This is a genomic window from Pseudanabaena sp. PCC 9330, assembly GCF_055795045.1.
Window position 1 is genome coordinate 1 of sequence record NZ_JAYFES010000078.1, and the last position, 23551, is coordinate 23551.

The 23551-nt window shown below is 60.2% G+C and carries 13 protein-coding genes; 3 read left to right on the plus strand and 10 right to left on the minus strand.

Translation table 11 applies throughout. The features are described 5' to 3' along the window. Window positions 1–195: 195 nt before the first annotated feature. Together AC0QKW_RS06315 and AC0QKW_RS06320 are read right to left on the minus strand one after the other, a co-directional pair. A complete protein-coding gene (locus tag AC0QKW_RS06315; protein WP_473150216.1) occupies window positions 196–1608 on the minus strand; it encodes a DUF2252 domain-containing protein in 1413 nt (470 codons plus the stop codon). A 120-nt stretch (window positions 1609–1728) separates the two neighbouring features. Next, window positions 1729–2439, minus strand: coding sequence for a GDSL-type esterase/lipase family protein (locus tag AC0QKW_RS06320; RefSeq protein ID WP_473150217.1), 711 nt, complete (start codon window positions 2437–2439; stop codon window positions 1729–1731). A gap of 523 nt (window positions 2440–2962) precedes the next feature. Here AC0QKW_RS06320 and AC0QKW_RS06325 point away from each other — a divergent pair. Then, window positions 2963–4141 (plus strand): AI-2E family transporter, encoded by a 1179-nt coding sequence (locus tag AC0QKW_RS06325; RefSeq protein WP_473150218.1) that lies wholly within the window; start codon window positions 2963–2965, stop codon window positions 4139–4141. A 123-nt stretch (window positions 4142–4264) separates the two neighbouring features. On the opposite strand, the gene AC0QKW_RS06330 is transcribed toward AC0QKW_RS06325, so the two are convergent. The 4 genes from AC0QKW_RS06330 to accA form a co-directional block, all read right to left on the minus strand. Next, a complete protein-coding gene (locus tag AC0QKW_RS06330) occupies window positions 4265–5845 on the minus strand; it encodes an N-acetylmuramoyl-L-alanine amidase (RefSeq protein ID WP_473150219.1) in 1581 nt (526 codons plus the stop codon). Window positions 5846–6362: 517 nt separating this feature from the next. After that, window positions 6363–7067, minus strand: coding sequence for a GTP cyclohydrolase I FolE (folE, locus tag AC0QKW_RS06335; protein ID WP_473150220.1), 705 nt, complete (start codon window positions 7065–7067; stop codon window positions 6363–6365). Between the two features lie 86 nt (window positions 7068–7153). Then, entirely contained in the window at window positions 7154–7891 is a 738-nt protein-coding gene (locus AC0QKW_RS06340; protein ID WP_473150221.1) for an SDR family oxidoreductase, read from the minus strand. Between the two features lie 257 nt (window positions 7892–8148). Next, complete coding sequence (gene accA / locus AC0QKW_RS06345) at window positions 8149–9129, minus strand: acetyl-CoA carboxylase carboxyl transferase subunit alpha (protein ID WP_473150222.1); 981 nt, start codon at window positions 9127–9129, stop codon at window positions 8149–8151. Window positions 9130–9601: 472 nt separating this feature from the next. Here accA and AC0QKW_RS06350 point away from each other — a divergent pair, with 472 nt between their 5' ends. Beyond that, window positions 9602–10813 (plus strand): hypothetical protein, encoded by a 1212-nt coding sequence (locus AC0QKW_RS06350; protein WP_473150223.1) that lies wholly within the window; start codon window positions 9602–9604, stop codon window positions 10811–10813. A 31-nt stretch (window positions 10814–10844) separates the two neighbouring features. Beyond that, on the plus strand, window positions 10845–12302 hold the full coding sequence (locus tag AC0QKW_RS06355) for a Dyp-type peroxidase (RefSeq protein ID WP_473150224.1): 1458 nt from the start codon (window positions 10845–10847) through the stop codon (window positions 12300–12302). A 222-nt stretch (window positions 12303–12524) separates the two neighbouring features. On the opposite strand, the gene AC0QKW_RS06360 is transcribed toward AC0QKW_RS06355, so the two are convergent. The 4 genes from AC0QKW_RS06360 to AC0QKW_RS06375 all read right to left on the minus strand — a co-directional run bounded on the left by AC0QKW_RS06360 (window position 12525) and on the right by AC0QKW_RS06375 (window position 23336). Then, window positions 12525–13412 carry an acyl-CoA desaturase gene (locus AC0QKW_RS06360; protein WP_473150225.1) on the minus strand — a complete coding sequence of 296 codons (888 nt, stop codon included), beginning with the start codon at window positions 13410–13412 and terminating at the stop codon, window positions 12525–12527. Between the two features lie 206 nt (window positions 13413–13618). Continuing rightward, window positions 13619–14551 (minus strand): DUF6208 family protein, encoded by a 933-nt coding sequence (locus AC0QKW_RS06365; protein ID WP_473150226.1) that lies wholly within the window; start codon window positions 14549–14551, stop codon window positions 13619–13621. Beyond that, window positions 14548–21078 carry an alpha/beta fold hydrolase gene (locus tag AC0QKW_RS06370; RefSeq protein ID WP_473150227.1) on the minus strand — a complete coding sequence of 2177 codons (6531 nt, stop codon included), beginning with the start codon at window positions 21076–21078 and terminating at the stop codon, window positions 14548–14550. The genes AC0QKW_RS06365 and AC0QKW_RS06370 overlap by 4 nt, the downstream gene beginning before the upstream one ends. A gap of 20 nt (window positions 21079–21098) precedes the next feature. Then, the gene (locus tag AC0QKW_RS06375) at window positions 21099–23336 is read right to left on the minus strand and encodes an AMP-binding protein (protein WP_473150228.1); all 2238 of its coding nucleotides are present in this window, start codon (window positions 23334–23336) and stop codon (window positions 21099–21101) included. Window positions 23337–23551 lie beyond the last annotated feature (215 nt).

A 23551-nucleotide genomic window follows, 5' to 3' on the forward strand; every position in this document is an offset into this window, starting at 1 on the left:
AGACTCAAAGACATGGCTGAGGTGCTTAGAATTCAACACTTTGAGCGTAACCCTCAGCCTTTCTTTCTGCACTTCACTCGTTGTCGAACTCAGGTTTAGATTAGATTGTCGTCGCTGTACCCAGTCGAGGGCGGCAGCGGCAATTGAAGGTTGACCCAGGGCAAACCTCCACGGTGGGGCAGAGTCAACCCAGGATTATTCATCGTCAGCAACAGGGATTCGCCCCTGGGCCGCAGCGGCCACCAGGCTGTCGTAGTCGCGCTCGTTTTGGTCGGCATAGGCTTCGGCAAAGGTGACGAGAGCCTCGGCCAGAGCCTCACCTTTGCCCAGGTAGCCAGCGATCATGGCCGCATCTCCTGACTTTGCATGGGCCAACGCCAGGGCCCAGCCGCAGAGGGTGCAGTAGTCTGGCAAGTTTGAAGCTTTAAACTTGCCAGGTTCCAGCTTAAATCCACCTTTCATATCGCGCAGTTGGCGCACGTAGTAGTGAATGCCGCCCAGAGTTGCCCAGCCCAGGAAAATATCGGGAGACCCCTGGATCAGCTTCTGTCCGATCACTACCCTACGCCCCTGGTGATCGTCGGGCAGGCGGTCGTTACATAGCGCGTCAGAGTAGGACGCTAGCGCCGAGGCCTGAGCTTCTTTAACCTGCAAAAACAGCGGATCGCTGGCGTCGTTGCCCTCTAGGTAGGCCACCCAGCAGCGGGTGCCGACGCTGCCTACTCCCACGACCTGGCGGGCCACATCCAGCAGACGGTAGCGAGAGAGCAAAAAGCGGCGATCGCCGCTCAGAGACTCCCGATAGCTTTGCAGTAGCGCCGTTATGCTGTCCACTATGGCGGGGCCATCGCCCAGAGTCTCAGCCCGCACTACCAGCGGTGGCGACTCGACAATGTGGTGGCGATCGTCCACCAGGTCAATCATCTGGTCGAGCACCTGGAGGTGATTGCGCTCCCGAGCCTTGGCCAGCATGCGCTGGGCATATTTTTCGGCATTGTCGGGCAGCTTTTGAAGCAGCTCATCTTCGGTAATGGTGTCGTACCAGAGATCGAGGTAGCCCATCTCAGCATAGGCGTGCATATGCTGACTGTAGGAGGTCACCGTAGCCATCACAGCCTCCTGGCAGAGAACGCGAGTTGGCCCAGACTCCCCTTGGCTACCAGCACCCAGATACCGCCCAGCAACTACGGCACTGGCCACCAGCCGCTTTAAATCCCACTCCCAGGCACCCAGGTACGTCTCATCGAAATCGTTGATAGCAAAGACCAGATTGCGCTCGGCAGAAGCAAACACGCCAAAATTTGACACATGCATATCGCCACAGGCCTGCACATAGATACCCGTCGTTGGTGCCTCGGCAATATCGGCAATCATCATTGCGGCTGACCCACGCAGGTAGGCAAAGGGCGATGTCAGCATGCGTCGGTGGCGAATAGGGACGAGCTCTGACACTCGACTCTGGGCCTGGGCCTTCAGAAGCTCAATAGGGTCAGGCCGATGGGGCGATGGTCGGTAGTAGCCTAGGTCAGACCGGTTGAGTGCTTTGCGCAGATTCTTACCCGCCGCCAGGCGATCGGCCACCGACCGATGATTTTCATCGAGTTTCATCGGTCTTAGTCTCTACGGGCAACGGGTTGGGGCTCATGGCACGACATGACAGGGGTAGACACAGTGTCAGGTCTGTAGACTAGCAGGCACAGGCTCGGTCAGTCTCCGAGCGGTGAGCGGTTAGACTATGCCAGCGGGCAGATCGACTGCGGTCTGAAAGGCATCCCAGCTGAGAATGTCGTGCAGCAGAGCCTGGTAGCCTGACACGTTGGGATGCAGGCCGTCGGCTGAGATCAGCGGCAACCACCAGGGTTCGCCCCGACCCAGCCATAGGTTCAGCACATCCAGGTAGGGAATATTGTGGCTAGTGCAGGCCAGACGGGTGGCTTCGCGGTAGCGCCACTGGTCGCTGTGGGTGTAGTAGAGCACCTCCGAGAAGGGCATGGCTTGCTCATTGACCGGGGGCATGCCCACAAACAGCACTGGGCACAGCTGTCTGGCTTGGCCCAGCAGGGCCTCTAGGTTGGCCTCAAACTCGTCAAAATTAGTGCGGTTGCGGCCCAGGGTATTGCCCACTCGAGCTGAGTCGTTGACGCCCACCGATAGCACCAGCAGGTCAGGCACCCGATTGCGAATTTCGCCCCGGTGGCGAAACTCGTGGTCGAGACGCTGCTGTACCTGGCTGACACCGTCGCCCCGCACCCCTAGGTTGTAAAACACTGCCCCTGGCAGGCCTGGGGCCAGCGTTAACCGGCGAAGCCGCTCGACCCAACCGCCCCCTTCAGCATCGCCAAAGCCATAGACCAGGCTGTCGCCCAACACCACGACCTTCTGGGGGTGGTGTTGCTTTAGGGTGATCCCAAAGGTGGGGCTGGGGTGGGAGGCAAGCATAGCGAAGAACAGATAAATTGAGTTGGACAGATTAAAGTACGCCGCAGGCTACAGCCAAATATAAAGAGGCCAATTTGAGAGCCATTGAGCTTCGGCCCCCGAGTCCTTGCTGCTAGCGAGAGCTGGGTGCCCTGCACTTCAAGTGCCTAGGGACGGCTCTAGCCGTTCTCACCGTGGCCGCAGCAGGTTGGCTACGGCTAGATTGGCGATCGGGCCAGCCCCGCCACGATTGCCGTTGGGGTTATACCCAAACTTTGTTTAAATTGTTTACATATTACCCTTTGGGGTGCCCATTGCTGGAGCAAGACCGCTTAAACCTCATCCCAGCTCAGATGTGGAGGTTTGCCGGTAGAAACGCTAACGCTAGGGATATCTAGCTGGGCTTAGCATTTAGAATTCCCAAAAGAGCGAGAGCCTTCAAAAAAGCGATCGCCCTAGCCTGAAACCGAGAGCTTTGCCTTAGGCTGTAAGTGGCTGTAATTAGTCAGAGCCATGCCGACCCTAGCCAAACTTGAGTAAAACCATGGAGCACGGTGTAGCAAACGGCGTTCAACCCCAGGGCAAAACACCGCCTAAGAGCTGGCTGGCCAGCTGGTGGGAGACCCTCAGCCCCATTGCCCAGTCGGTGCTAGTGCTTTTGGCCACCCCACTGCTGGTGCTCAACGTCTGGGCTGCTGCCATTATTTTTGGCTACTTTCGCTCCATTTTGGTAACGGTGCTGATTGCCGCCCTGCTGGCTTTTTTGCTCAGTTACCCCATGGCCCGCCTCGAATCCCTAGGGCTGAAGCGAGGTCTGTCGGCCACCCTAGTGCTGATGTTGGCTCTGCTCAGCTTTTCGGCCCTGGCCATTACCGTGCTGCCCTTTGTCATCGACCAAGGGCAGCAGCTGGTGGTGCGACTACCCGACTGGTTTGACTCGGGCAAAACTCAGCTCATGATGCTCGATGGCAAGATGGCCGAGTGGGGCTGGCCCATCAACCTCGATGGGCTGATTACCCAAACCAGCGATCGCCTCAAGCGCGAGATTCAGTCCATTGCGGGCGAGGCTCTCAACCTCACCATCAACGTGGCCGTCTTCACCGCCAACAAACTTCTCGACGTGGTGCTCACCATCGTGCTCACCTTCTACCTTCTCCAACACGGAGAAGAGGTCTGGGGCGGGGTAGTGAGTCTGCTGCCGAGATCCCTGCAAAGGCCTTTCTCCGAGACCCTACGCCAGAGTTTTCGCAATTACTTTCTGGGTCAGTTCATTGTCGCCAGCTGCTTTGGCACTGCCCTAACCATTATTTTTGGCCTGCTGAACGTGCCCTTTGGGTCGCTGTTTGGCCTCACGGTGGGGCTGCTGGCCCTGGTACCCTTTGGCGGCACCGTAGGGGTAATTGTGGTCACCTTGCTGGTGGCCCTGCGAGATATCAAAATTGCTATCCCCATGCTGATTGCAGCGGTCATCGTGCAGCAGCTAGTCGAAAACGGCATCGCCCCCAGGGTGCTGGGCAGTGTCACCGGCCTCAATCCTTTTTGGGTATTTATGGCGATTCTCTCGGGGGCCAGAGTGGGGGGGCTGCTGGGGGTGATTGTGGCCGTACCCGCTGCTGTGATTATTAAGGAGGCGCTGGTGGCCCTCCGCAATGCCCGTCAAGAGGCTTCACCGCTGGGGCCTGAAGCCCAGCCTGTGCCAACCCAATCTGCCGCTTTACTCTAGGGGCTGTCATCAATTAGTCGCGTATGGCCCAAAAATCAAAAGTTACAACCCCTCGGCTGTTGTTTGAGGCGGGCGTGGCAGGGCTGATCCCACAAGGGTTTTAGTTGTAATTGATGCCACGCCCTAGGGCCGCCCACCCAGGTAGTTGAGAATGCCCTGGGCGATCGCCTGGCCCATTTGGGCCTGCCAGCGCGGATCGCGCAGCTTTTGGGCATCGGTGGCCCCGGTGACAAAGCCGATCTCGATCAGGGCGGCGGGCATAGTGGTACGGCGCAGCACCAAAAATCTGGCCTGGCGCACGCCGCGATCGTTCATCGCCATGGTGCTGAGCACCTGGCGCTGGAGGGCCGTGGCCAGCACCCGCCCCGACTCAGAGTAGTGGTAGGTCTCTAGGCCATTGACCTCTGGCCGCTGCATATTCACCGCGTTGGCGTGGATGCTGACAAACACCGTGGCCCGGGCGGCGATCGCCATATCGGCCCGGGGCTGTAGGTCTACGGTTTGGTCGCCCTGGCGAGTCATCTGCACCGCCACGCCCTGGGCCCTCAGCGCCGCCGCCACATGGTGAGACACCGCTATCACTACCCCTTTTTCCTGAAGACCGCCAATGCCCACAGCCCCTGGATCTCGCCCCCCGTGGCCAGGGTCGAGCATGACCAAGACCTGTTCTCTAGGGCGCTGGGCTGGGACAGGGGCGGCGGGCTGGGGCAAAGCCTGGGTCACCACAGGTGGAACAGGGGATGCCGCCGGGGAGGTCGAACGGGCGATCGGTGGGGGAGGTGCAGCCGGGTTAATCACCGGCAGCACTACCGTGGTGGGCGGAGCCGCAATTTGCTGGGCAGCAATACCGATAGGAATGACCCAAATGCCCCCACTGGCCAGCGGCGTAATCTGCCAGTCAGGGCTATGCCGGTCTAGGGAGAGCGTGATCCGTACCGACGGAGGTGCCGTGGCAAACTGGGTCATTCCCCAGCGGTGAACCCCGTAGCGCCCCTGGGGTAGGGTTTCGGGGGCTATACCAGGAGCGATCGCCGCATCGAGCAGATCGATCACCAACTGTCGAGTTTGGTTAGCGTCGCGGGTGCGGTACACCTGCACCTGGGGTGCCGCACCCACCGTGGGAATAAAGAAACCCTCGGCGGTGGTCTGCACCCCCCGCAGCACGGTGGCTGTAGAGCCTACCGCCGCCAAGCTGACCTGATTGCGGCTGATCAGGGGCGGCAGGGGATCTGCTCCGACCATCGTCAGTGGTCGAGCCGCCGCCTTCGAACAATCTGGCACCACTAGATCGCCACTGGGCAACGGCACTGCACCGGGCAGCTGTACCACCCACTGGTGGTTGGTGAGCCCCCACACCTTGACTTGTTTAGGGTCTAGTTCATAGTCGGGGCTGAGCTCTAAAACCATGCGGGTCGTTTGAGCCGTAGCTTGGGTGACCCGCACAGCGGTGACAACCCCACCCACGGCTTGGTCACCCAGAGAGTCATCGGTCAAAACGCCGGGCAAATCGATCACTAGCCGCCGAGGATGGCTGAGCAAACTTACCTGCGGCTCGACACTGCCCTCGGTGGTAAACATGAGGCGATTTTGGCCCGTGTCGTACTGCCAGGTTTGTAGGCGTGCAGTAGCCCTGGCCGGTAGGCTGCCAACCAGGCACACCCCGACCACCCCGACTACCCCGGTAAAAAGCTGCCTTAGCCGCAACTGAGCGGATCTCCTCACGCACCACAAAAGTCGGCCTAGATCGCTGGCTCGACGTGAGCCAAGCCCTATCCAAAGCCGCGATCGCCCACTGTTCCAAAGCTAAGCCGGTTAGGGCCTAGATTCAGAAAAAATAGTCGACTAGACGGCTGAAATAGCCGAATTGGCTTAGATATTAGCTCACTTTTGTCAAAGCAAAGCGGCCAATCAAAGGGTGGCCCCGGCCCTAGCGGGGCTTAACCGTACTACCCAATCCATCGTCAAATACCAAATCCTGCTCGCCTGCCCCCGATTCAGCAGGGCGAACAGCGGTAAGGCCTGCGGCCAGGCTGCGCCCTACAGGTTTGCCGGTTGGAAATCAGGGGTATGGAATTCGGATGCGGTATAAGGGCAAAGGCACTAAAAAACCGGGTTGCTCGTAGGCTGACCAACGACTTTGGCTAGCACTAAGAGCAACTCGGTTTTTAGCTGAACCAACGCGATATCCAGCCACCTAGCTGGGTGTCGTCTGTACCTCAGCCTAGAAGAAGGAAGGCTGGTGACGAATTAGGCTGAGAAACTCTTCGCGGGTCTTGGAGTCATCTTGGAAAGATCCGAGCATGGCGCTGGTCACCGTCCATGAGCCAGGCTTTTGCACGCCGCGCATGACCATGCACATGTGGCTGGCTTCTACCACCACGGCTACCCCTTTGGGATCGAGAATTTCTTGCACCGCTTCAGCGATTTGGCGGTTGAGCCTCTCCTGCACCTGGAGTCGACGGGAATACATTTCGACGATGCGGGCTAGCTTGCTCAGCCCCACCACCCGCTGGTTAGGAATGTAGGCCACGTGGGCGCGCCCCATAAAGGGCAGCATGTGGTGTTCGCACAGGCTAAATAGGTTAATGTCGCGCACGAGCACCATTTCGTTATGGCCTTCGTCAAAAATGGCCCCGTTGACCAGCTCTTCAAGCGATTGTTGATAGCCACTGGTGAGAAACCGCATAGCCTCGGCAACGCGCTTAGGGGTTTTGAGCAGCCCTTCTCGCTCGGGGTCTTCGCCCACCGACAGCAGCATGGTGTGCACGGCGTCGCTCATGTCTTCAAAGCTGGTTTCAGGAATCGGGTATTGGTCAGCCTCTCGATAACTGTGGGTGCGATCGGGGCGAATTTCAGGGGATTTACCCTTGAGACCACTGCCGTTGCTAACTTGGTCATTGAGGCTATTTGAGGATGCGATAGTCATAGGGCTTCTAGACACTCCAGAGATTCAACAAAGGTGTATGTAATTAAGTAGGCCGAGTGGGCCAGGTCAAGGCAGGTAAAAACTCGTTACAGCGCCCCACCCGCAGGCATCAAGGTGAGGTCTTCAATGACAGCCTCGGGCGGCAGAAGAATGGTGTGGAGGACGGTCTGGGCCACGATCTCCGGGGTCAACATCGACGATCGGTCAAAATCGGCCTGCACGGTGTCGGTATCCCAGAGCGGGGTGTTGACAGAACCGGGCGACACCGTCACCACGCGAATGCCGTGGGCTCGTTCCTCCGCGGCCAGCACCCGCGACAGGGCTACCACGGCGGCTTTGCTGACGGTGTAGGCCCCCCAGTCGGGAAAGGTAGCCTTGGCCGCGATGGAGGCAATGTTGACGATGGTGCCGCCCCCTCCCTGACGCAGCGTTGGCAGCACCGCCTGGATGCACTGAAACACGCTCGTGAGGTTGAGATCCATCACCCGCTGCCAGTCGGCTAGGGGCATGGTGGCCAGTTCCCCGGTGTAGGCCATACCGGCATTGTTGACCACCACACTGAGCGGCCCAAAATCAGCCAGCACCTCGGCTAGCCGATCGTGCAGACCTTCCATTTGGGCCAGATCTACGGCGTAGGCTTTGGCCACCACACCGTAGGTCAGCAGCTCTTGCTGCACCGGCCCCAGAGAATCTAGGGAACGGCTGAGCAGAGCCACATCGTAACCAGACTGAGCCAGGGCATGGGCGATCGCCCGACCAATGCCCCGACTCGCCCCGGTTACCAAGGCCCGACGCGGCAAATCTGAGAGATTAGACGTTTGCAAAGATAGGTACCAATCGACAAAAAATCAGAAACGGCCCCTAGGATGCCCCAGCCAAACAACGACCAAGCAGCCCCGTAGAACCCAGCTCGCTACTCATGTTAACAAATGTAAAGGCTCAATTCATAAACTTCCCGCCCTCAATTGCGGGGAGATTTCCCACCCTAGGGCCAAATTGAGGCCGTCAGATGAATGGAGAATTAAAGCCCACTAGGGAAAATGGCAGCGGTGCCCAAGGCCCCTAGTCTCAACCCCAACCCCTAGGCTGCTTCGGCAAAAACGCCGACCTGACGGTACTTTTGGTATCGCAATCGCTGTAGATCGGCAGTGGGTAACTGAGACAACTCGTCTAGGTGACGCACTAAAGCCTGTTTCAAGGTCTCTGCTGCATCGATGGGGTGGGCGTGGGCACCGCCGACTGGCTCGGGCAGTAGATCGTCTAAAATCCCCAATTGTTTGAGGTCCCAGGAGGTGATTTTCAGCGCTTCAGCGGCTTCACCGGAGCGAGCAGCGTCTTTCCAGAGGATGGCGGCACAGGCCTCGGGGCTAGCCACGGTGTAGACCGAGTGCTCAAACATCATCAGGCGATCGCCCACCCCAATGCCCAAGGCACCGCCCGACCCGCCTTCGCCAATGATGGTGCAGACAATCGGTACACTCAGGCCAAACATCTCTCGCAGGTTGTAGGCGATCGCCTCGCCCTGGCCCATTTCCTCAGCCTCGTAGCCGGGGTAGGCCCCTGGGGTATCAATAAACGTAATGATTGGCATTGAAAAGCGATCGGCGTGGCGCATCAGCCGCATGGCCTTGCGGTAGCCACCAGGAGAGGCCATGCCAAAATTGCGAACCACGTTGTCTTTGGTGTCGCGCCCTTTTTGGTGGCCCAAGATCACCACCGGGCGACCATCGAGACGGGCAACTCCGCCCACTAGGGCAGGGTCGTCTTTGCCCGAGCCGCGATCGCCGTGCAGCTCGATCCATTCATCGGTGATGGCCTGGATGTAGTCGAGAGTGCTGGGGCGGCGAGGGTGGCGAGCCACCTGGAGACGCTGAGCCGGGGTCAGGTTAGAAAAAATTTCTTGCCGCAGATGGGTAGCGCGGGCCTCTAGCTGGCGCAGCTGGGCCGACACATCGACATCATTTTCCTCCGCCAGGTCGCGAATTTGAGTGATGCGGGCCTCTAACTCAACCAGGGGCTTTTCAAAGGACAGCAGAATAGACTTGCGCTCAGGTGGGGCCATAGCGGAGGGATGAAAACCAATTAAACACGCCAAGATTGAGCTAAGAACACCGGATCGCCCAGAAAATTCTTACGCCTCTGCCATCTAGGATACCAAGTTGCGGCCCCCCTTCTTAAGGTGGAATAACCCAACCCCAGCGGCGAAAAAGCCATCCAAGAAAAAAATGGCTTCTAGCGATGCAGTTTTTGAAGAGATTCAACGTTTTGTATCGGTGAGCCTGGGCCAAAATGACCTACACCCAGCCTGGGCCGGGCAAACTAAGTTGTTTTAGGGGGCTTGACGGGCTATTTACGCCTCAGTACAACTGACTAAGTTCCATCAAGCCAAGCGGTAAACCGATTCATGCCCCGTCGTGACGGCTTGTCAGTGAGAAAACAACAGATCAGAAGCCGGGACAGGCCTGGGTTTTGATGACTGTCTAAATCGATGTCTGAAGGTGTGATCGTCAGTCCCCTAAGCCCCCGAGGTGCGAGTGGCCAATCAACCGTTGAACGTTATTGCCCCTATCAAGCCGGGTCAAGAAGACTCGTTGCGCCGGGTGCTGGATGCGATCGCCGCCGACCTGATCGACAACCCTTACTTTCAAATCGCCCGCAGCCAGCGCACCCACTTCCTGCGCCTGGCAATTATGACCGACCCCGACTACGGCCCCCGGCTACTCATGACCGGCAACTACGACGGCCCCTGGGTCGACTACGTGCAAGAAATTATCACCCTCAGCCCCGGCCTAGACGACCTGTGGAACCACTGCCAGGGCTACAGCGGCAGGCAGACCTTTGAGCGGTTTTTGGGGACCAACTCCCATAAGGCCCAGGCTGCCTACGTCGCCGTGCAGGGCGAATCGGTGGGCAGCATTCGCCGTCGCCGCGATCTGCGCCAAACCCTGCAACACCTGGTAGATCTAGACGAGATGGCTGACTACCTCGATGCCCCTGGCCTCAAGCCCCTGCTAGACGATCTGGAGCTACTCAAGCCACCCCGCACAGTATGGCAAGCCTTTCGGATGCTGGTAACCCAGGTCTGGCAGGTGGTGGAAAGCATTTATAACGGTCTCTGCGATCTGCTTAAATCCATCATTCTCTGCGTGCTGCGGCAGGTGGGCGGCATTTTGGGTGCCCCCGACCAGCCCCGGCTGATTGGCCAATACGTGGGGGCTGAGGTGGACTACGATCGCATCCGCACCCTAAATCAACCCGAGGTGGTGCACGGCACCAACCACCTGCATCTGCTCTCAACGGTGCGGCCTGGCCGACTGCTGCGGCTCAAGATTGTGCTGCTGTTGGTAAATTTTGCTGGCCGCTACCTGTTCCCTCCCGGCTCTCTCTCCAACATTCGCAGTATTCATTTTGCCCACTGGTCAATTGTCGATGGGGGCAAGCACCTGCTGTTTGTCACTCACTATGACGGCTCCTTTGACAACTATCTGGGCGACTTTGCCGATCGCGCCAGCGACGGCCTCAACTCGGTTTGGAACAATGTCGAGGGCTATCCCCTGGCCGGAGCCCAGGACATTTTTGCCTTTAAACAGTTCTTTCGTAACGACCAGCAGCTGCCCTCCCAGGTGTTTTACCGGGCCTACCCCAACACCACCGTGGTGAATATTTTGCGCGATCGCGCCATTGTGCAACCCCTGGCCGAGGGGCTCGATCGCCCCGCCCTTGAAGACTGGTTGACCGAGCTATAGCCCTCCCTGCCCCCTCGTGGAGTTACCCACCATGGCCCCCCTCACTCCCCCTAACCGAGACGACATTCAGGGCATACTCCTGAGCGGGTTTGGCCACCTGTTTCACACCTACTACCTGCTGCTGACGGTGACCGATGCGGTAGCCGCCAAGACCTGGCTCAGGCAAACCCTGCCCGCTGTCACCACTGCCCAGCGCTGGCCCAAAGATGTCAACGGCAAGACGATCAAACCCGACATCACCCTCAATCTGGCGTTGACCCACAGCGGTCTCAAAGCTCTGTGGCTGGTAGACAAGGCCCTCAGCACCTTTCCGCGAGAGTTTATTGAGGGCATGGCCGAGCCTAAGCGGGCGGAAATTCTCGGTGACACCGGAGCCAGCGCCCCTAGCGAGTGGGAGTTTGGCGGCGATCGCGGTGCCCCCCTGCACCTGATCGTCATGCTCCACGGCCACAGCCCCCAGCAGCTCAGAGACCATGCCCAGACCCTGGTACCAGAGGGCTCTGGCCTGGCGGCAGTAGCGGTGGAAGAAGGCTTTCGTCTGCCCTCTAAAAAAGAGCACTTTGGCTTTAACGACAGCATCTCCCAGCCCGAGATCAAGGGCTTAGAAACCCCCGGCAGCAGCCCCACCCAGGTGGTGGCCACGGGCGAATTTTTGCTGGGCTACCCCGACGGCTACGGCATTCTGGCCCTTACCCCCGTAGTGCCCAACGCCGACGACCCCGAAAACCTGCTGCCCGGCTTTCCCGGGACAGAGCTACCGGGCTACAAAAACTTTGGCCACAATGGCAGCTTCCTGGTCTACCGCAAACTCTCCCAGGATGTGGCCGGTTTCTGGCAGTACATCGCTAGCCAGGCCCAAACCGCCGAGGGCCAGCCCGACCCCGATGGCATGAACCTGATGGCCTCCAAGTTTGTCGGTCGCTGGCCCAGCGGTGCCCCCCTCACCCTCAGCCCCGATCGCGATCGGCCCGAACTCGCTGACCAAAACGAGTTTCTCTACCTGCCCACCGACGCCAAGGGTTTTGGCTGCCCCATGGGAGCCCACATTCGCCGCACCAACCCCCGCGACTCGCTGCTCGATGCCCCCGGCCAGGGCTCGCTGATGACCGCCAGCCGCCACCGCATTTTGCGCCGGGGCAGCCTCTACGGCGACCCCCTGTTTGACCTAGATACCCTCGACCAGGGCCAGGTGCCGGTGGATATTCAGGACGACGGCGGCGATCGGGGGCTGCATTTCTTTTGCTTTAACGCCGACATTGGCCGCCAGTTTGAGTTTGTACAGCAAACCTGGGCCAACAACCCCCGCTTTGACGGCCTCTACGACAACAAAGACCCCCTCATCGGCGACAACGATGGCACTGGCACCATGGCCATGCCCCGCTGCCCTATCCGCCAGCGGGCGCTGAACCTGCCCCGGTTTGTGAATATGGAGGGCGGCGGCTATTTCTTTATGCCCAGTCTCAGCGCCCTGCGGTTTTTGACTACGTGATTTATTGTTTGCGGTTACCAGTCCTCTCTGTCACCAGCGTTTTCCCGGCATAGACCCAGGGCAGACACATAGGTCTGCCCCTACGGCTTGGCCTTTTGAGCATTGGGGCTATGTGACTCGGATTTGCCCTGAAAATAAACCTGAGATGGTGCATCGCTGCGCGGATGACCCCTACGATTTTTATCGTTGGGGGTACCGCACTAGCGGCATGGACGATTGGTATCAAACGGTTGCCTTGGCGTATGCAGGCTGTTGGGGCTTGGCGCGGGCCAGCAGGTCGGCTTCAGCAGGCACTCTGACCTTTGAGGCCAACCCCAAGAACTCCAGCACTTTCACAAACCAAAAAGTGGGGTCTGGCAAATAGACCACCTGGCCATCGCGAATGGTAATGCCCTGGCGGCTGGAAGACTGAAAGGCATGGTGGAGATTGTGCCAACCTTCGCCTAGGGTGATCAGGGCCACAAAACTGTTGTTGCGGCTTTTGTCATCGGTGGCAAAGGGCTGGGCACCAAAAATATGGGCCAAGGAGTTAACCGTTTGCACCCCATGAAACAGGAGCGTGGTACTGAGAAAGAAAGCTCCCAGATATTCAAGCCCGCCAATGCCATAGGAGATAGTTCCCAGGGCAATGAGAGGGAGGAAATGCAGCCGATCAATCATTCGTAAGACCCGATCATTCTCCACGTCGCTGGGCAACTTGGTAGGAAAAGTCCGTCGAGATAACAACCAAAGGCCGTGGGACCACAAAAAACCGTCAATGCCCTGGGGCGAAGTATGGGGCGAGTGGGAATCTAGCTCCTGATCGGCGTGCTGATGGTGGACTAGATGGTGAGCTTTCCACCAGCTTGGCCCCATCTGCCCCGCCGATGCTGCCACCACACTGCCTACCCATTTCACCCAAACCGGGGCCTGATAGGATTTGTGGGTAATCAGCCGATGGTAGATGCCCGTTGTTGCCAACATGCGTATGACGTACAACGCCACGATCCATAGGACAGCGCCCCACGAGAGGCCCGTTACCAAGACGAGCAGTGCTCCCAGATGGTAGATGGTCAGCTGTATTGGCCCCATCAAATAAGACGCCAGCGTGAGTTGAGAGTACGGCCTCATTATTTTCCTTTTTGTCTACAGGGGTAGTTGATCCGTCTTTCGAGCCAGGGATGAGGTTTCGATTAGAGCCTCGACCCATGATTGTCCCTAGTGGTCTGTCAAGACTCAGTTTGAGGATTGTATTGGCTGGAAGCCACCTAAACCAGGCCTTGCAGCAATCACCCATAGCAATTCTTAGCGTTGGTGCGGCACTAGGGTTCTATATTTTATGGTGTTGAAAACCGAATGGCCGGTTTGGGCAGGGCCATGGCTGCTGGAGTTTTGGGATGCACCCGCAGAATGTAGACGCCCTGCTCGGGCAGGGGCTTAGTGGTGTGGTTGTCAGTGGTGAGGGGATACCAATCCATCGGAAAGCAGTCGCGACTGTAGAGACTGAAATAGAGGCTGTGGGTGTCTCGCAGGGCCGGGGGCAGGTCGATGGTGAGCTGTTCTCCCCGATCGAGCGCACCGTAGAAAAAGTGGGTTTCTGGGTTGGGAACGGGAAGAAAGATTGGTTTGACTATCGATCGCGGCAACCACTGCATCCACCGCAGCAGGGGGTAGACGTAGAAATTTAGGGCGCTAAACAGTAGGCCTCGACGGGGGGCCAGCCCGCGATAGAACTGGTTAAAGTCGGGCGGGGCCGATCGCACCTCTGAGGCCAGGGCTGGGGTGCCATCGACGGCGATCGCCGGTAGCTGCACCGGGTCGCGCCAATCGTAGTGGCGCAGCCCCACCAGGTAGCGCCCTGGGGGCAGGTCGATGGTGGCGGTGTCTTGGTCGGGGGGCACCGTGAGAGAGCTGATGCTGGTCAGGGTCTTGTAGCCCTTGAGGGTGTAGACCACCGCCGTCCAGGTGGGGGCCGACTGCCAGAGCGATCGCACATCCAGCGTGATCTCAGACTGCACGGTAAAGGGGCCTGCGATCGCAATCAGCGAGTGCAGGTTCCACCGGGCGCGGCTCATGGTCCACAGCAGCTTGAGGGGCGATTTGAGAAAATCTGCCGACACCACCTGCCAGTCGGCCTCAGTCTTGGTGTCGGTGGGGTTGTAGTAGCGGCTGATCAGCGTCAGGGTGCCCCGTACCAGCCGCGAAAAGCCAAAGGACAATAGCCCCAGAGGAATCTCCCACAAAATTGCAAGCTGTCGGGTCAGGGTCATTGGCGAGGCTCCGATGGGGTAGTTGAGACTTGGCCCTCGGAAGTCAGGGCAGCGTGAATCACCTGGGCGAGGCCCCCAGGGGTTTCGAGGGGCAGGTCATGCCCCCCAGCCAGGGTCACCGGGTTAGCCTGGGGCAAGCTCGCCTGCAAAAAGGCCAGATCTTCAGGCCGGTTGAACTGGCTGCGATCGCCAAATACTACCGTAGTGGGTCGCTGAATGCCCTTGAGAATTTGGCCGTAGCCCGCGCGATCGAGCAGACCGCCGCTCAGGCTCAGGGTCGTGCGAGTCTGCAAGCGCGGATCACCCCGCCACACTACGCCCCCCGCCACCGCCTGGGTTAGCCGCTGGGCCAGAGCCTCGGCCATGGGCGGCGACAGGTAGGGTTTTAAGGCCAGCAGCCGCTGGGCCGCCACTGCCACCGACGCCATCACGGTCGGCGGGGGAGAATGAGTCAGGGCATCGAGATGGGCCACGAGCTGGGGGGCAGGTTCTAGGGAGGGGCCGGGGGCAGGCACCACGGGCTCTACTAGCACCAGCTGCTGCACCCGCTCGGGTCGCAGACTGGCCACAATCGCCCCCAGCACAGCCCCCATAGAGTGTCCCACCAGCACCACAGGGCCACCCAGGGATGCGGTCAGACTGTCGAGGTCGCCGAGAAAATCGAGCAGTTGATAGCCGCCATCGGGGCCAGCATGGGCCGAGCGGCCATGGCCCCGCAGATCGGGGGCGATCACGTGGTAACCCCGGTCAGCTAAAGCCGTCGCCACCCCATCCCAGGCGGCACCCTGCTCTAAAATGCCGTGGAGACAGAGCACCCGTGGCCCCTCCACTGGCCCCCAATGGCACAGGTAATAGGGGCGATCGCGCAGCAAGATTTCCTCTTCTCGCATAGCCCCTAGGGGGAGGTAGTTGGGGGGCAAGGAGACTGGCTCAGCCCGCGCTGGGGCAGGCAGGGCAGGAGAGATAGCCTGCTCCTGGGGTAGGGGATAGTCAAACTCTGCCGCCAGAGCCTGGCTGGTGGGGCTGAGGCGGTGAGGGAGCTGAATGCCCTGCCAAATTTTGGCCAGGTTAGCCTCAATACGGCTGCGCTGGCGAAAGTTGGGGTCATCCACCGCCATAGACTGGGCGCTGATGCCGTCGGTCATGCGCCGCCCCTCGTAGGGGGTCAGCACCGCCGGGTCAAAGGGCAGCTCCAAAAAGGCGCAGAGCTGGCGCATGGTGGTTTCGGGGTCGACCACCAGGTCTTCGTAGCGCAGGGTGTAGTGGCGATCGCCCCCCAGGCCGCTAGTAAAAGTGCGAATGTTTTGGTTACAGACCTGCCACACCTGCTCCGCCAGGCGATAGGGGTCATCGGGTTCTAGGTCGAAGATTTTGTACATGCGATTGTGCACAAAGGACTCGATCACCGCGTAGGGGTGGCGCACCAGGTGAATGTATTTCGCCCCCTCAAACATCTGCTCGGCCCGCTCCAGGGTTTCGAGGCTGAGGCTGTAGGTGGGCGATTTGTCGACCAACAGCCGCCCCCCGGCCATCTGCTGAAGCTTGTCGTACACCGCTGGCACGGTGGTTTGGTGCTGCCGCCATTTGTTCAACAATGCGGCAGCCTGGTCAGCCTGCACCTGCAACAGCTCCATCACCGCCCGTTGTAGCCCCTCTTGCAGGTAGCTGTAACCCAATGCCGCCCCCTGGGCCTCCAGGGTGTTGAAGGGCAGCAGGTGCAGCTCTGGGGGGCAAAACAGACCGGGGTGGCCCGCCAGCATCACCCGCAGCAGGGTAGAGCCCGAGCGAGGAGCCGACAGCAAAAACACCATGGGTGGGTTGCGGCGGGGTAAAGGCTCCAGAGGAGCCGGAGCCTGCCAGGGGCTCTTGGGCAGTTCGGTGTCTGCCGTTTCTGATATCTCTGCCGCCACGTCTGTAGCCTCTAGCCCTGCGTCATGCCGATCGCGGGCAGGACGATGCACCCGGATTAGCTCCCGAGCGATGTAGGCCGCCAGCGCCGCCACGGTGGGATGGGCCAGCACCTCTCGGGGATACAGCACCAGATCCAGGTCTTGCTTACAGAGAGTCAGCAGCTCCATGGTCATCAGCGAGTCGATGCCCAGATCCATCAGGGGCGCATCGACGAGCACGGTCTCGGCCAGCCCCATCACCGTCGCCACCTGGGTCTGCAAGTAGGCCTGCACGGTGGCGACCCGCTCGGTCTCGGGCAGGGCCAAGATTTGCTCCAGAGTCTGCTCCAGGGGGGGCGCGATCGCCTGAGTCTGCGCAGCCGAGACGGTAGCTGTATGCTTCTGGGCCACAGCCACAGTTTCATCGCCAATCAAAGCAGAGATGATCGCCGGGGGGCGAGGGGTGGGCAGATAGCGCAGCAGACGGGGCCAGTCTAGATGGGCGATCGCCACCGCTGCCGGGGTTTCCGCCGCCAATAGTCGCCCTAGCCATTGCCAACCCTCTGATGCGGCCAAGGCAGGCATACCCCGCTGGGCTAGCGCCGTAGAACTTTGGTGGGCAGCCATCCCCGCCCCCTGCCAAGGGCCCCAGTTAATGCTGAGGGCCGGTAGCCCCCGCTGGCGACGGTACTGAGCTAGAGCGTCTAGCCCCGCGTTGGCCGCTCCGTAGTTGCCCTGACCGGGGGAACCCAGCACCGACGTAATCGACGAAAACAGCACAAACCAGTCCAGGGGCAGCCCCTCGGTGAGCTGGTGCAGGTGCCAGGCTCCCTCCAGTTTGGCGGGCATTACCTGATTAAACTGATCGGGGGTCTGGTTGGCCACAAAACCATCGGCCAAAACCCCCGCCGCGTGGAACACCCCCCGCAGCGGCGGCAACTGCTGCTGAATGCGATCGAGCAGGGTGGCCAAGGCGGTGCGATCGCCCCCATCCACCGCCTCGACCCACACTGTAGCCCCGGCCTGGCGCAAAGGATCTAGGGTTTTCTCTAGCTCAGTGCTAGGGCCCCGACGACCTGTCAGTACCAGGTGGCGAGCCCCCTGCTCCACTAGCCAGCCAGCCAACTGCTGGCCCAGAGCGCCCGTGCCCCCAGTAATTAAATAGGTAGCTTCTGCTTGAATCGACTGGGTGCTAGCCCTAGATGCGGGGACAACATCGAGGGCGTAGAGTCGGGGTACCCAGGTCTGGGCCTGGCGCAGGGCCAACTCATCTTCGCCCTGGGGATTGCTTACCAGGGTCACCAGGTTGTCTAGCCAGAGAGTTGATTCTGACGCATCAGTCTGCCCAGGCCCATCTACCAGGCCACCCCAAAATTCAGGATGCTCTAGGCGCAGGGTACGGCCCAGGCCCCACAGCACCGCCTGCTGGGGTGACGTGACGGTATAGGAGGGCGATACAGATTGAGCCCCCTGGGTGACTAGCCAAAGCTTGGGCCAGGGTTGAGCTTGGTCGGGCTGCTGGGCAAGTTCCTTTACCCAATGCAGCATCGGCTCGGTCATGGCCTGAGCATCTGGCTGCTCATGGTTGATCTCGGGGGCTAGCACGAGCAGGTGAGTCATGGGCTGCGACTGCAAAGCCGCCAGAAGTGCTGCAAAAGGACGTTCCTGGCCTAGAGATACCTGGTAGTGGTCGGGCTGAAGCGCCTGAAAGCGATCGCCCCCAGAGACTCGAATCGCCCCAATTCTACGCTTTTGCAAGATTTGGCTCAGGCTATTCCAAAGGGCATCGGTGGCTCCCCAGATTAACCAGCGATCGCCCGCCACTGCCGGAGCGGGGGCAATCGCCAGGGGCTGCCAGACAATGCCATAGGCCGCACTGGGCACTTGTGCAGGAGCATCATGGCTCACCGCCACCGGGCGATCGGGCAGGGCCAGGTCAATCCAGTAGCGCTGCCGCTGAAAGGGATAGGTAGGCAGCGACAGCCGCTGACGTGGGTAAGGGCGATCAAAACTGGCCCAGTCGATGGTTAGCCCTCGCTGGTAGAGGTGACCCAGGCTGGTGAGCAGGGTCTGCCAGTCTGACTGGCCCCGGCGCAGAGAGGGCAGCCAGGTGTGGTAGCTGTGGGCCACGCAGCGCTTGCCCATGGCGCTGAGCACCGGATGGGGGCCAACTTCTAAAAACAGAGTGTGGCCTGCTTCGTGCAGGGTGGCGATCGCCTCGGCAAACTGCACCGGCTGACGGGCATGGCGTCGCCAGTAGCGGGCATCCACAGGCAGATCGGGGCCGACGAACTGCCCGGTCAGGTTAGACACCAGCGGTATGGTCGGGGCGTGGAAGCTAATGCCCTGGGCGCTCTGCTCAAACACATTGAGAATTGGATCCATCAATGCCGAATGAAAGGCGTGGGACACCTGTAGCGGTTTGGTGCGAATGCCCTGGCTGTGCAGATCGTCAACAACGGCATCGAGATCGCCCAGGGGGCCAGCGATAACGGTGTTGTCTGGGCCATTGAGGGTTGCCAGAGAAACGGTACTGGGCAGCACTGCCGCCACCGTATCGGCGTCGGCAAACACCGCCACCATGCCACCGTTGGCCGGCAGGGTCTGCATCAGCCGCCCCCGCAGGGCCATCAGCCGCAGCCCGTCTTCGAGGCTAAACACACCGGCCACGCAGGCGGCCACGTATTCGCCCACGCTGTGGCCCATCACCGCCGCTGGGCGAATGCCCCAGGAGATCCACAGCTGGGCCAGGGCATATTCCAGGGCGAACAGAGCAGGCTGGGTGTAGCCCGTTTGATGCAGAGAAGCGGTGGGGGAGTCTTTCCCCGTGCCGTCTTCTCCAAACAGCAAACTCGGCAGGGAACGGTCTAGGTAGGGTTGTAGCAGCTCGTCGCAGCGGTCAATGGTGGCTCTGAATACGGGCTGGGTGTCATAGAGCTGCCGCCCCATGCCAACATACTGGGAGCCTTGACCGGTGAAGAGGAAGACAACGCCGGGGGAGGGGGAAGCGGGAGAGGGGGGAAGCGGGGGATTGTATTGCTGGAGGGCCGTGACCAGGGTAGGCAGGTCGGGGGCCAGCAGGGCCAAGCGGTGGTCGAAGGGGGTGCGCCCAGCATTCACCGTATAGCACAGGTCACCCAGATTGGCCTGGGGCATTTGGCCCAGGGCGGTAGCCATGGTCTGGGCGTAGGTTTGCAGGGTTGGCTGCGATCGCGCCGACAGGCAGAACAGGTGCAGAGGTCGATCTATCCCCACATCGCTGGTGAAAATGGGGGCGGCCTGGAGGGCCACGTGGGCATTGGTGCCGCCAAAGCCAAAAGAACTGACCCCCGCGATCGCCATATTCTCAGCCTCAGCCCATGGTTCACGCTGCTGCTGCACCCGCAGGGGGAGCTGATCAAAGGGAATATAGGGGTTGGGGGTATGGAAGTGCAGACTGGGCACCAGGGTGCGGTGGCGCATACAGAGAGCCACCTTGATCAGGCTGGCGATGCCCGCCGCCGCCTCGGTGTGGCCAATGTTGCTTTTTATCGAGCCGAGCCGTACGGGCTGATCGAGCTCGCGCCAGGGTCTAAACACGTTGCCCAGGGCCTTGGCTTCGATCGGGTCGCCCAGCAGGGTGCCGGTGCCGTGGGCCTCAATATAGTCCACCTGATTGAGGGCAATACCCGCCCGTTCGTAGGCGGCCTTGACCACCGCCTCCTGGGCGGCGGGGCTGGGAGCAGTGAGGCCGTTGGTGCGGCCATCCTGGTTGGTGGCGCTGCCTCGGATTAGGGCATAGATGCGATCGCCATCGGCCAGAGCCTGGCCCAGACGTTTTAGCACCACGGTGCCCACCCCCTCAGAGCGCACAAAGCCATTGGCCGCTGCATCAAAGGCTTTGCACCGACCCTCAGGAGAGAGGGCGGTCAATTTGCTAAAGCCCACGGTGACGGTGGGGGTCAGCATCAGGTTGACGCCCCCGGCCAGGGCCAGGCTGCTCTCACCATTCCACAAACTCTGACAGGCTAGGTGCACCGCCACCAGCGACGACGAGCAGGCCGTATCCACGGTCAAACTCGGGCCTTGCAGGTTGAGCAGGTAGGAGACTCGATTGGCCACCATGGTAGAGGCCAGGCCCGTGGCGGTGTAAGTGCCCACTACCTCTGGCCCCTGGAGCAGCATCTGGCCGTAGTCGAGGGTCGAGGCTCCGGCAAACACTCCCACCGGCTGCCCTCCCAGGGTCTGGGGCACAATCCCCGCATCCTCTAGGGCCTCCCAAACGCTCTCTAAAAACAGTCGCTGCTGGGGGTCTATATAGGGGGCTTCGCGGGGGGCAATACCAAAAAAAGCCGGGTCAAACTGGTCGACCCCGTCGAGAAACCCGCCCCAGCGGCAGTAGGTTTTACCCGGAGCCTGGGGGTCGGCATCATAGAACGCTTCTACATCCCAGCGATCGGCGGGCACCTCGCGAATGGCGTCTTGCCCCTCGTTCAACAGCTGCCAGTAGGCCTGCAGGTTGGCAGCACCCGGCAGCCGACAGGCCATCCCCACAATAGCAATGGGTTCAGGTAGCCCTTGTTTGCGCTGCAACTCTAGCTCCAACAGCAGCCGTTTCTCTGGGGAAAGGCTGCTAATTCGCCTAGCGAGATCCTCCACAGGCCGACTCCCACGCTCCATTAATAACGCTGTTTGCCCAGCAGGGTCCGCACCTCTGCATCAGACAACAGCTCCAATTCTCGTACAATCTGTTCTAATTCCCGACGATCTATCGCCTCGACCTGGGTTGGAGCAACGGTGGCACTGCTCTGGGCCGAAGCCAAATAGATCGATAGCGCCTCAATGGTGGGGTATTCGTAGGCCAGGGTAGGCGATAGAGGTACCCCAAGAGCTGATTCCAACGCCTCCGCTAGCTCTACCGCCGCCAGGGAGTCGAGCCCATGTTCGGCCAAGGGCTGGCGCACATCGAGGGTGTGCTTGGGCACTTTTAGGGCAGTAGCTAGCCAACTCACCATCCAGTCGGCGATCGCTTCAGGGCTGGTCAGGCTGGGCAAACGGGTCAGACGTTCAGTCACTGGAGACGGGTTGACTATCCCAGGCTGAGGATCTGGGCTAGGGGCGATCGCCTCGTCGTCATACGCTTCGCCGGGTAGGCCCTCTGCTGTAGCCAGCGCCTGACGGGCCTCTGCCGCAGGCCAGCCGTAGACTACGTCAAACTGCCCGTCTAAGAACATTGCTCGGCACAGGTGGCGCTGTACCTTGCCGCTAGAGGTTTTGGGCAGGGCGTTGGGCTTGAGCAGGGCGATCGCCCCCACCTGCAAGTCATGGTCTTCGGCCACCCGGCGGCGCAGGGCAGCAAAAATGGCTTCGGGGTCAGCGGTGCGCAGGGCACTGCGCTCCAGCTCATGGACGATCACCAGGTGCTCGGTGTCATCCCACAGCACAGAAAAAGCCGCTCCGCCACCCTGGCGCAGGGCTCGATGGGCTTGCTCTGCAGTGGCTTCAATATCCTGGGGATAGTGGTTGCGGCCTCGAATGATAATTAGATCTTTGAGGCGACCCGTGACGTACAAGTCATCGCCGTAAAGAAACCCCAGGTCGCCCGTGCGCAAAAATGGCTCCTCAGCCCCATCGGCCAGAGTGGCGTGAAAGGCCTCTAAGGTGGCGGCCTCTCGCCGCCAGTAGCCCTGGGCAATGCTGCGCGACCAGCGCACCCAGATTTCGCCAATGGTGTTGGGGGGGCACTGGCGATGGCTATCGGGATTCACAATGCACAGCTGGTGGGGAATAGCCGGTGGGCCACAGCTTACGACCGGGCGGGCTGTGTCGTCATGACTGTCGTCGGCCAGGGTGACGTGGTTCTGTTGCAGGTCAGCGGCCTTTAGAATCAGCTGTTTGGGCTCAGTCTGTACCGCCTCCCCCGTTACCAGCAAGGTGGTTTCGGCCATGCCGTAGCAGGGGTAAAAGGCCTGGGGCCGAAAGCCGCTGGCAGCAAAGGCGGCGGCAAACTGGGCCAGGGTGGCCTGCTGCACTGGCTCTGCTCCACTAAAGGCCAGCTGCCAATGGCTGAGGTCAAGACCCCGCCGCTGCTCGGGGGTAGTTTTGCGCACGCACAGATCGTAGGCAAAGTTAGGGCCGCCGCTGGTGGTCGCCCGATAGTGTGAAATTGCCTCTAGCCAGCGCACCGGACGCTGGAGAAACGAGACTGGAGCCATGAGGGTCATCTCAGCCCCAACGTACAGAGGCTGCAAAATGCCTCCTACCAGACCCATATCGTGGTAAGGCGGCAGCCAAGAGACCCCCCGACTGGCGGCGGTGTTGCCAAAGCAGCGGCCAATGAGTTCAGAGTTGTGCAGCAGGTTGTCGTGGCTGATCATGACGCCCTTGGGCAGGGCCGTAGAGCCCGAGGTGTACTGCAACAGGGCTAGGTGCTGGGCATCAATAGCTGGGGGCCGCCACTGCTGGGCCAGGTCGGGGTGTAGGCCATCGGTGCTGAGGCAGTAGAGCGATCGCAGCTGGGGCGTCTCGGCCAACCGCCGCTCTAGCTTTTGCAGGGTGGCGTTGTCGGTCAGAGCGACGGTGGCCCCGGCATCTTGCACCATGGCCTGGATGCGATCGAGGGAGCGATTGGGACGCGGTGGATAGGCCGGTACGGCGATCGCACCAGCATAGAGACAGCCAAAAAATGCAGCAATATAATCTAGCCCAGCGGGGTATAGCAGCAGTACCGGCTGATTTTGGCAGTTGAGATCGTGCAGAAGCACGGCAATGGCCTGAGCCTGCTGCTGTAGAGCGCTGTAGGTCATCGTCTGGGCAGTTTCTGGGGTGCCCTCCACCAAAAATCGATAAGCTATACCCTCGGGGGTCTGCCGAGCCCGCCAAGACAATAGCTCTACAAAGGTTGCAATCGTCGTCAAGGGCTGTAGTAACTCCTGGTTTAGCGTTTGGTTCAACATATCCACAGCCAATGACAGCGAAACAGACAGAGACACTTCTCCATTCTAAAAAGAAGGACTGTCTAGGCGCACTCTAGAATACCAACAGAGGTAGCGCATTACCTAGGCTTAACCCAGTAACCGTTGCTGAGCTGCGTTTGCAGCGAGGGCTAACCGACCGTCAACCATTGTTGACT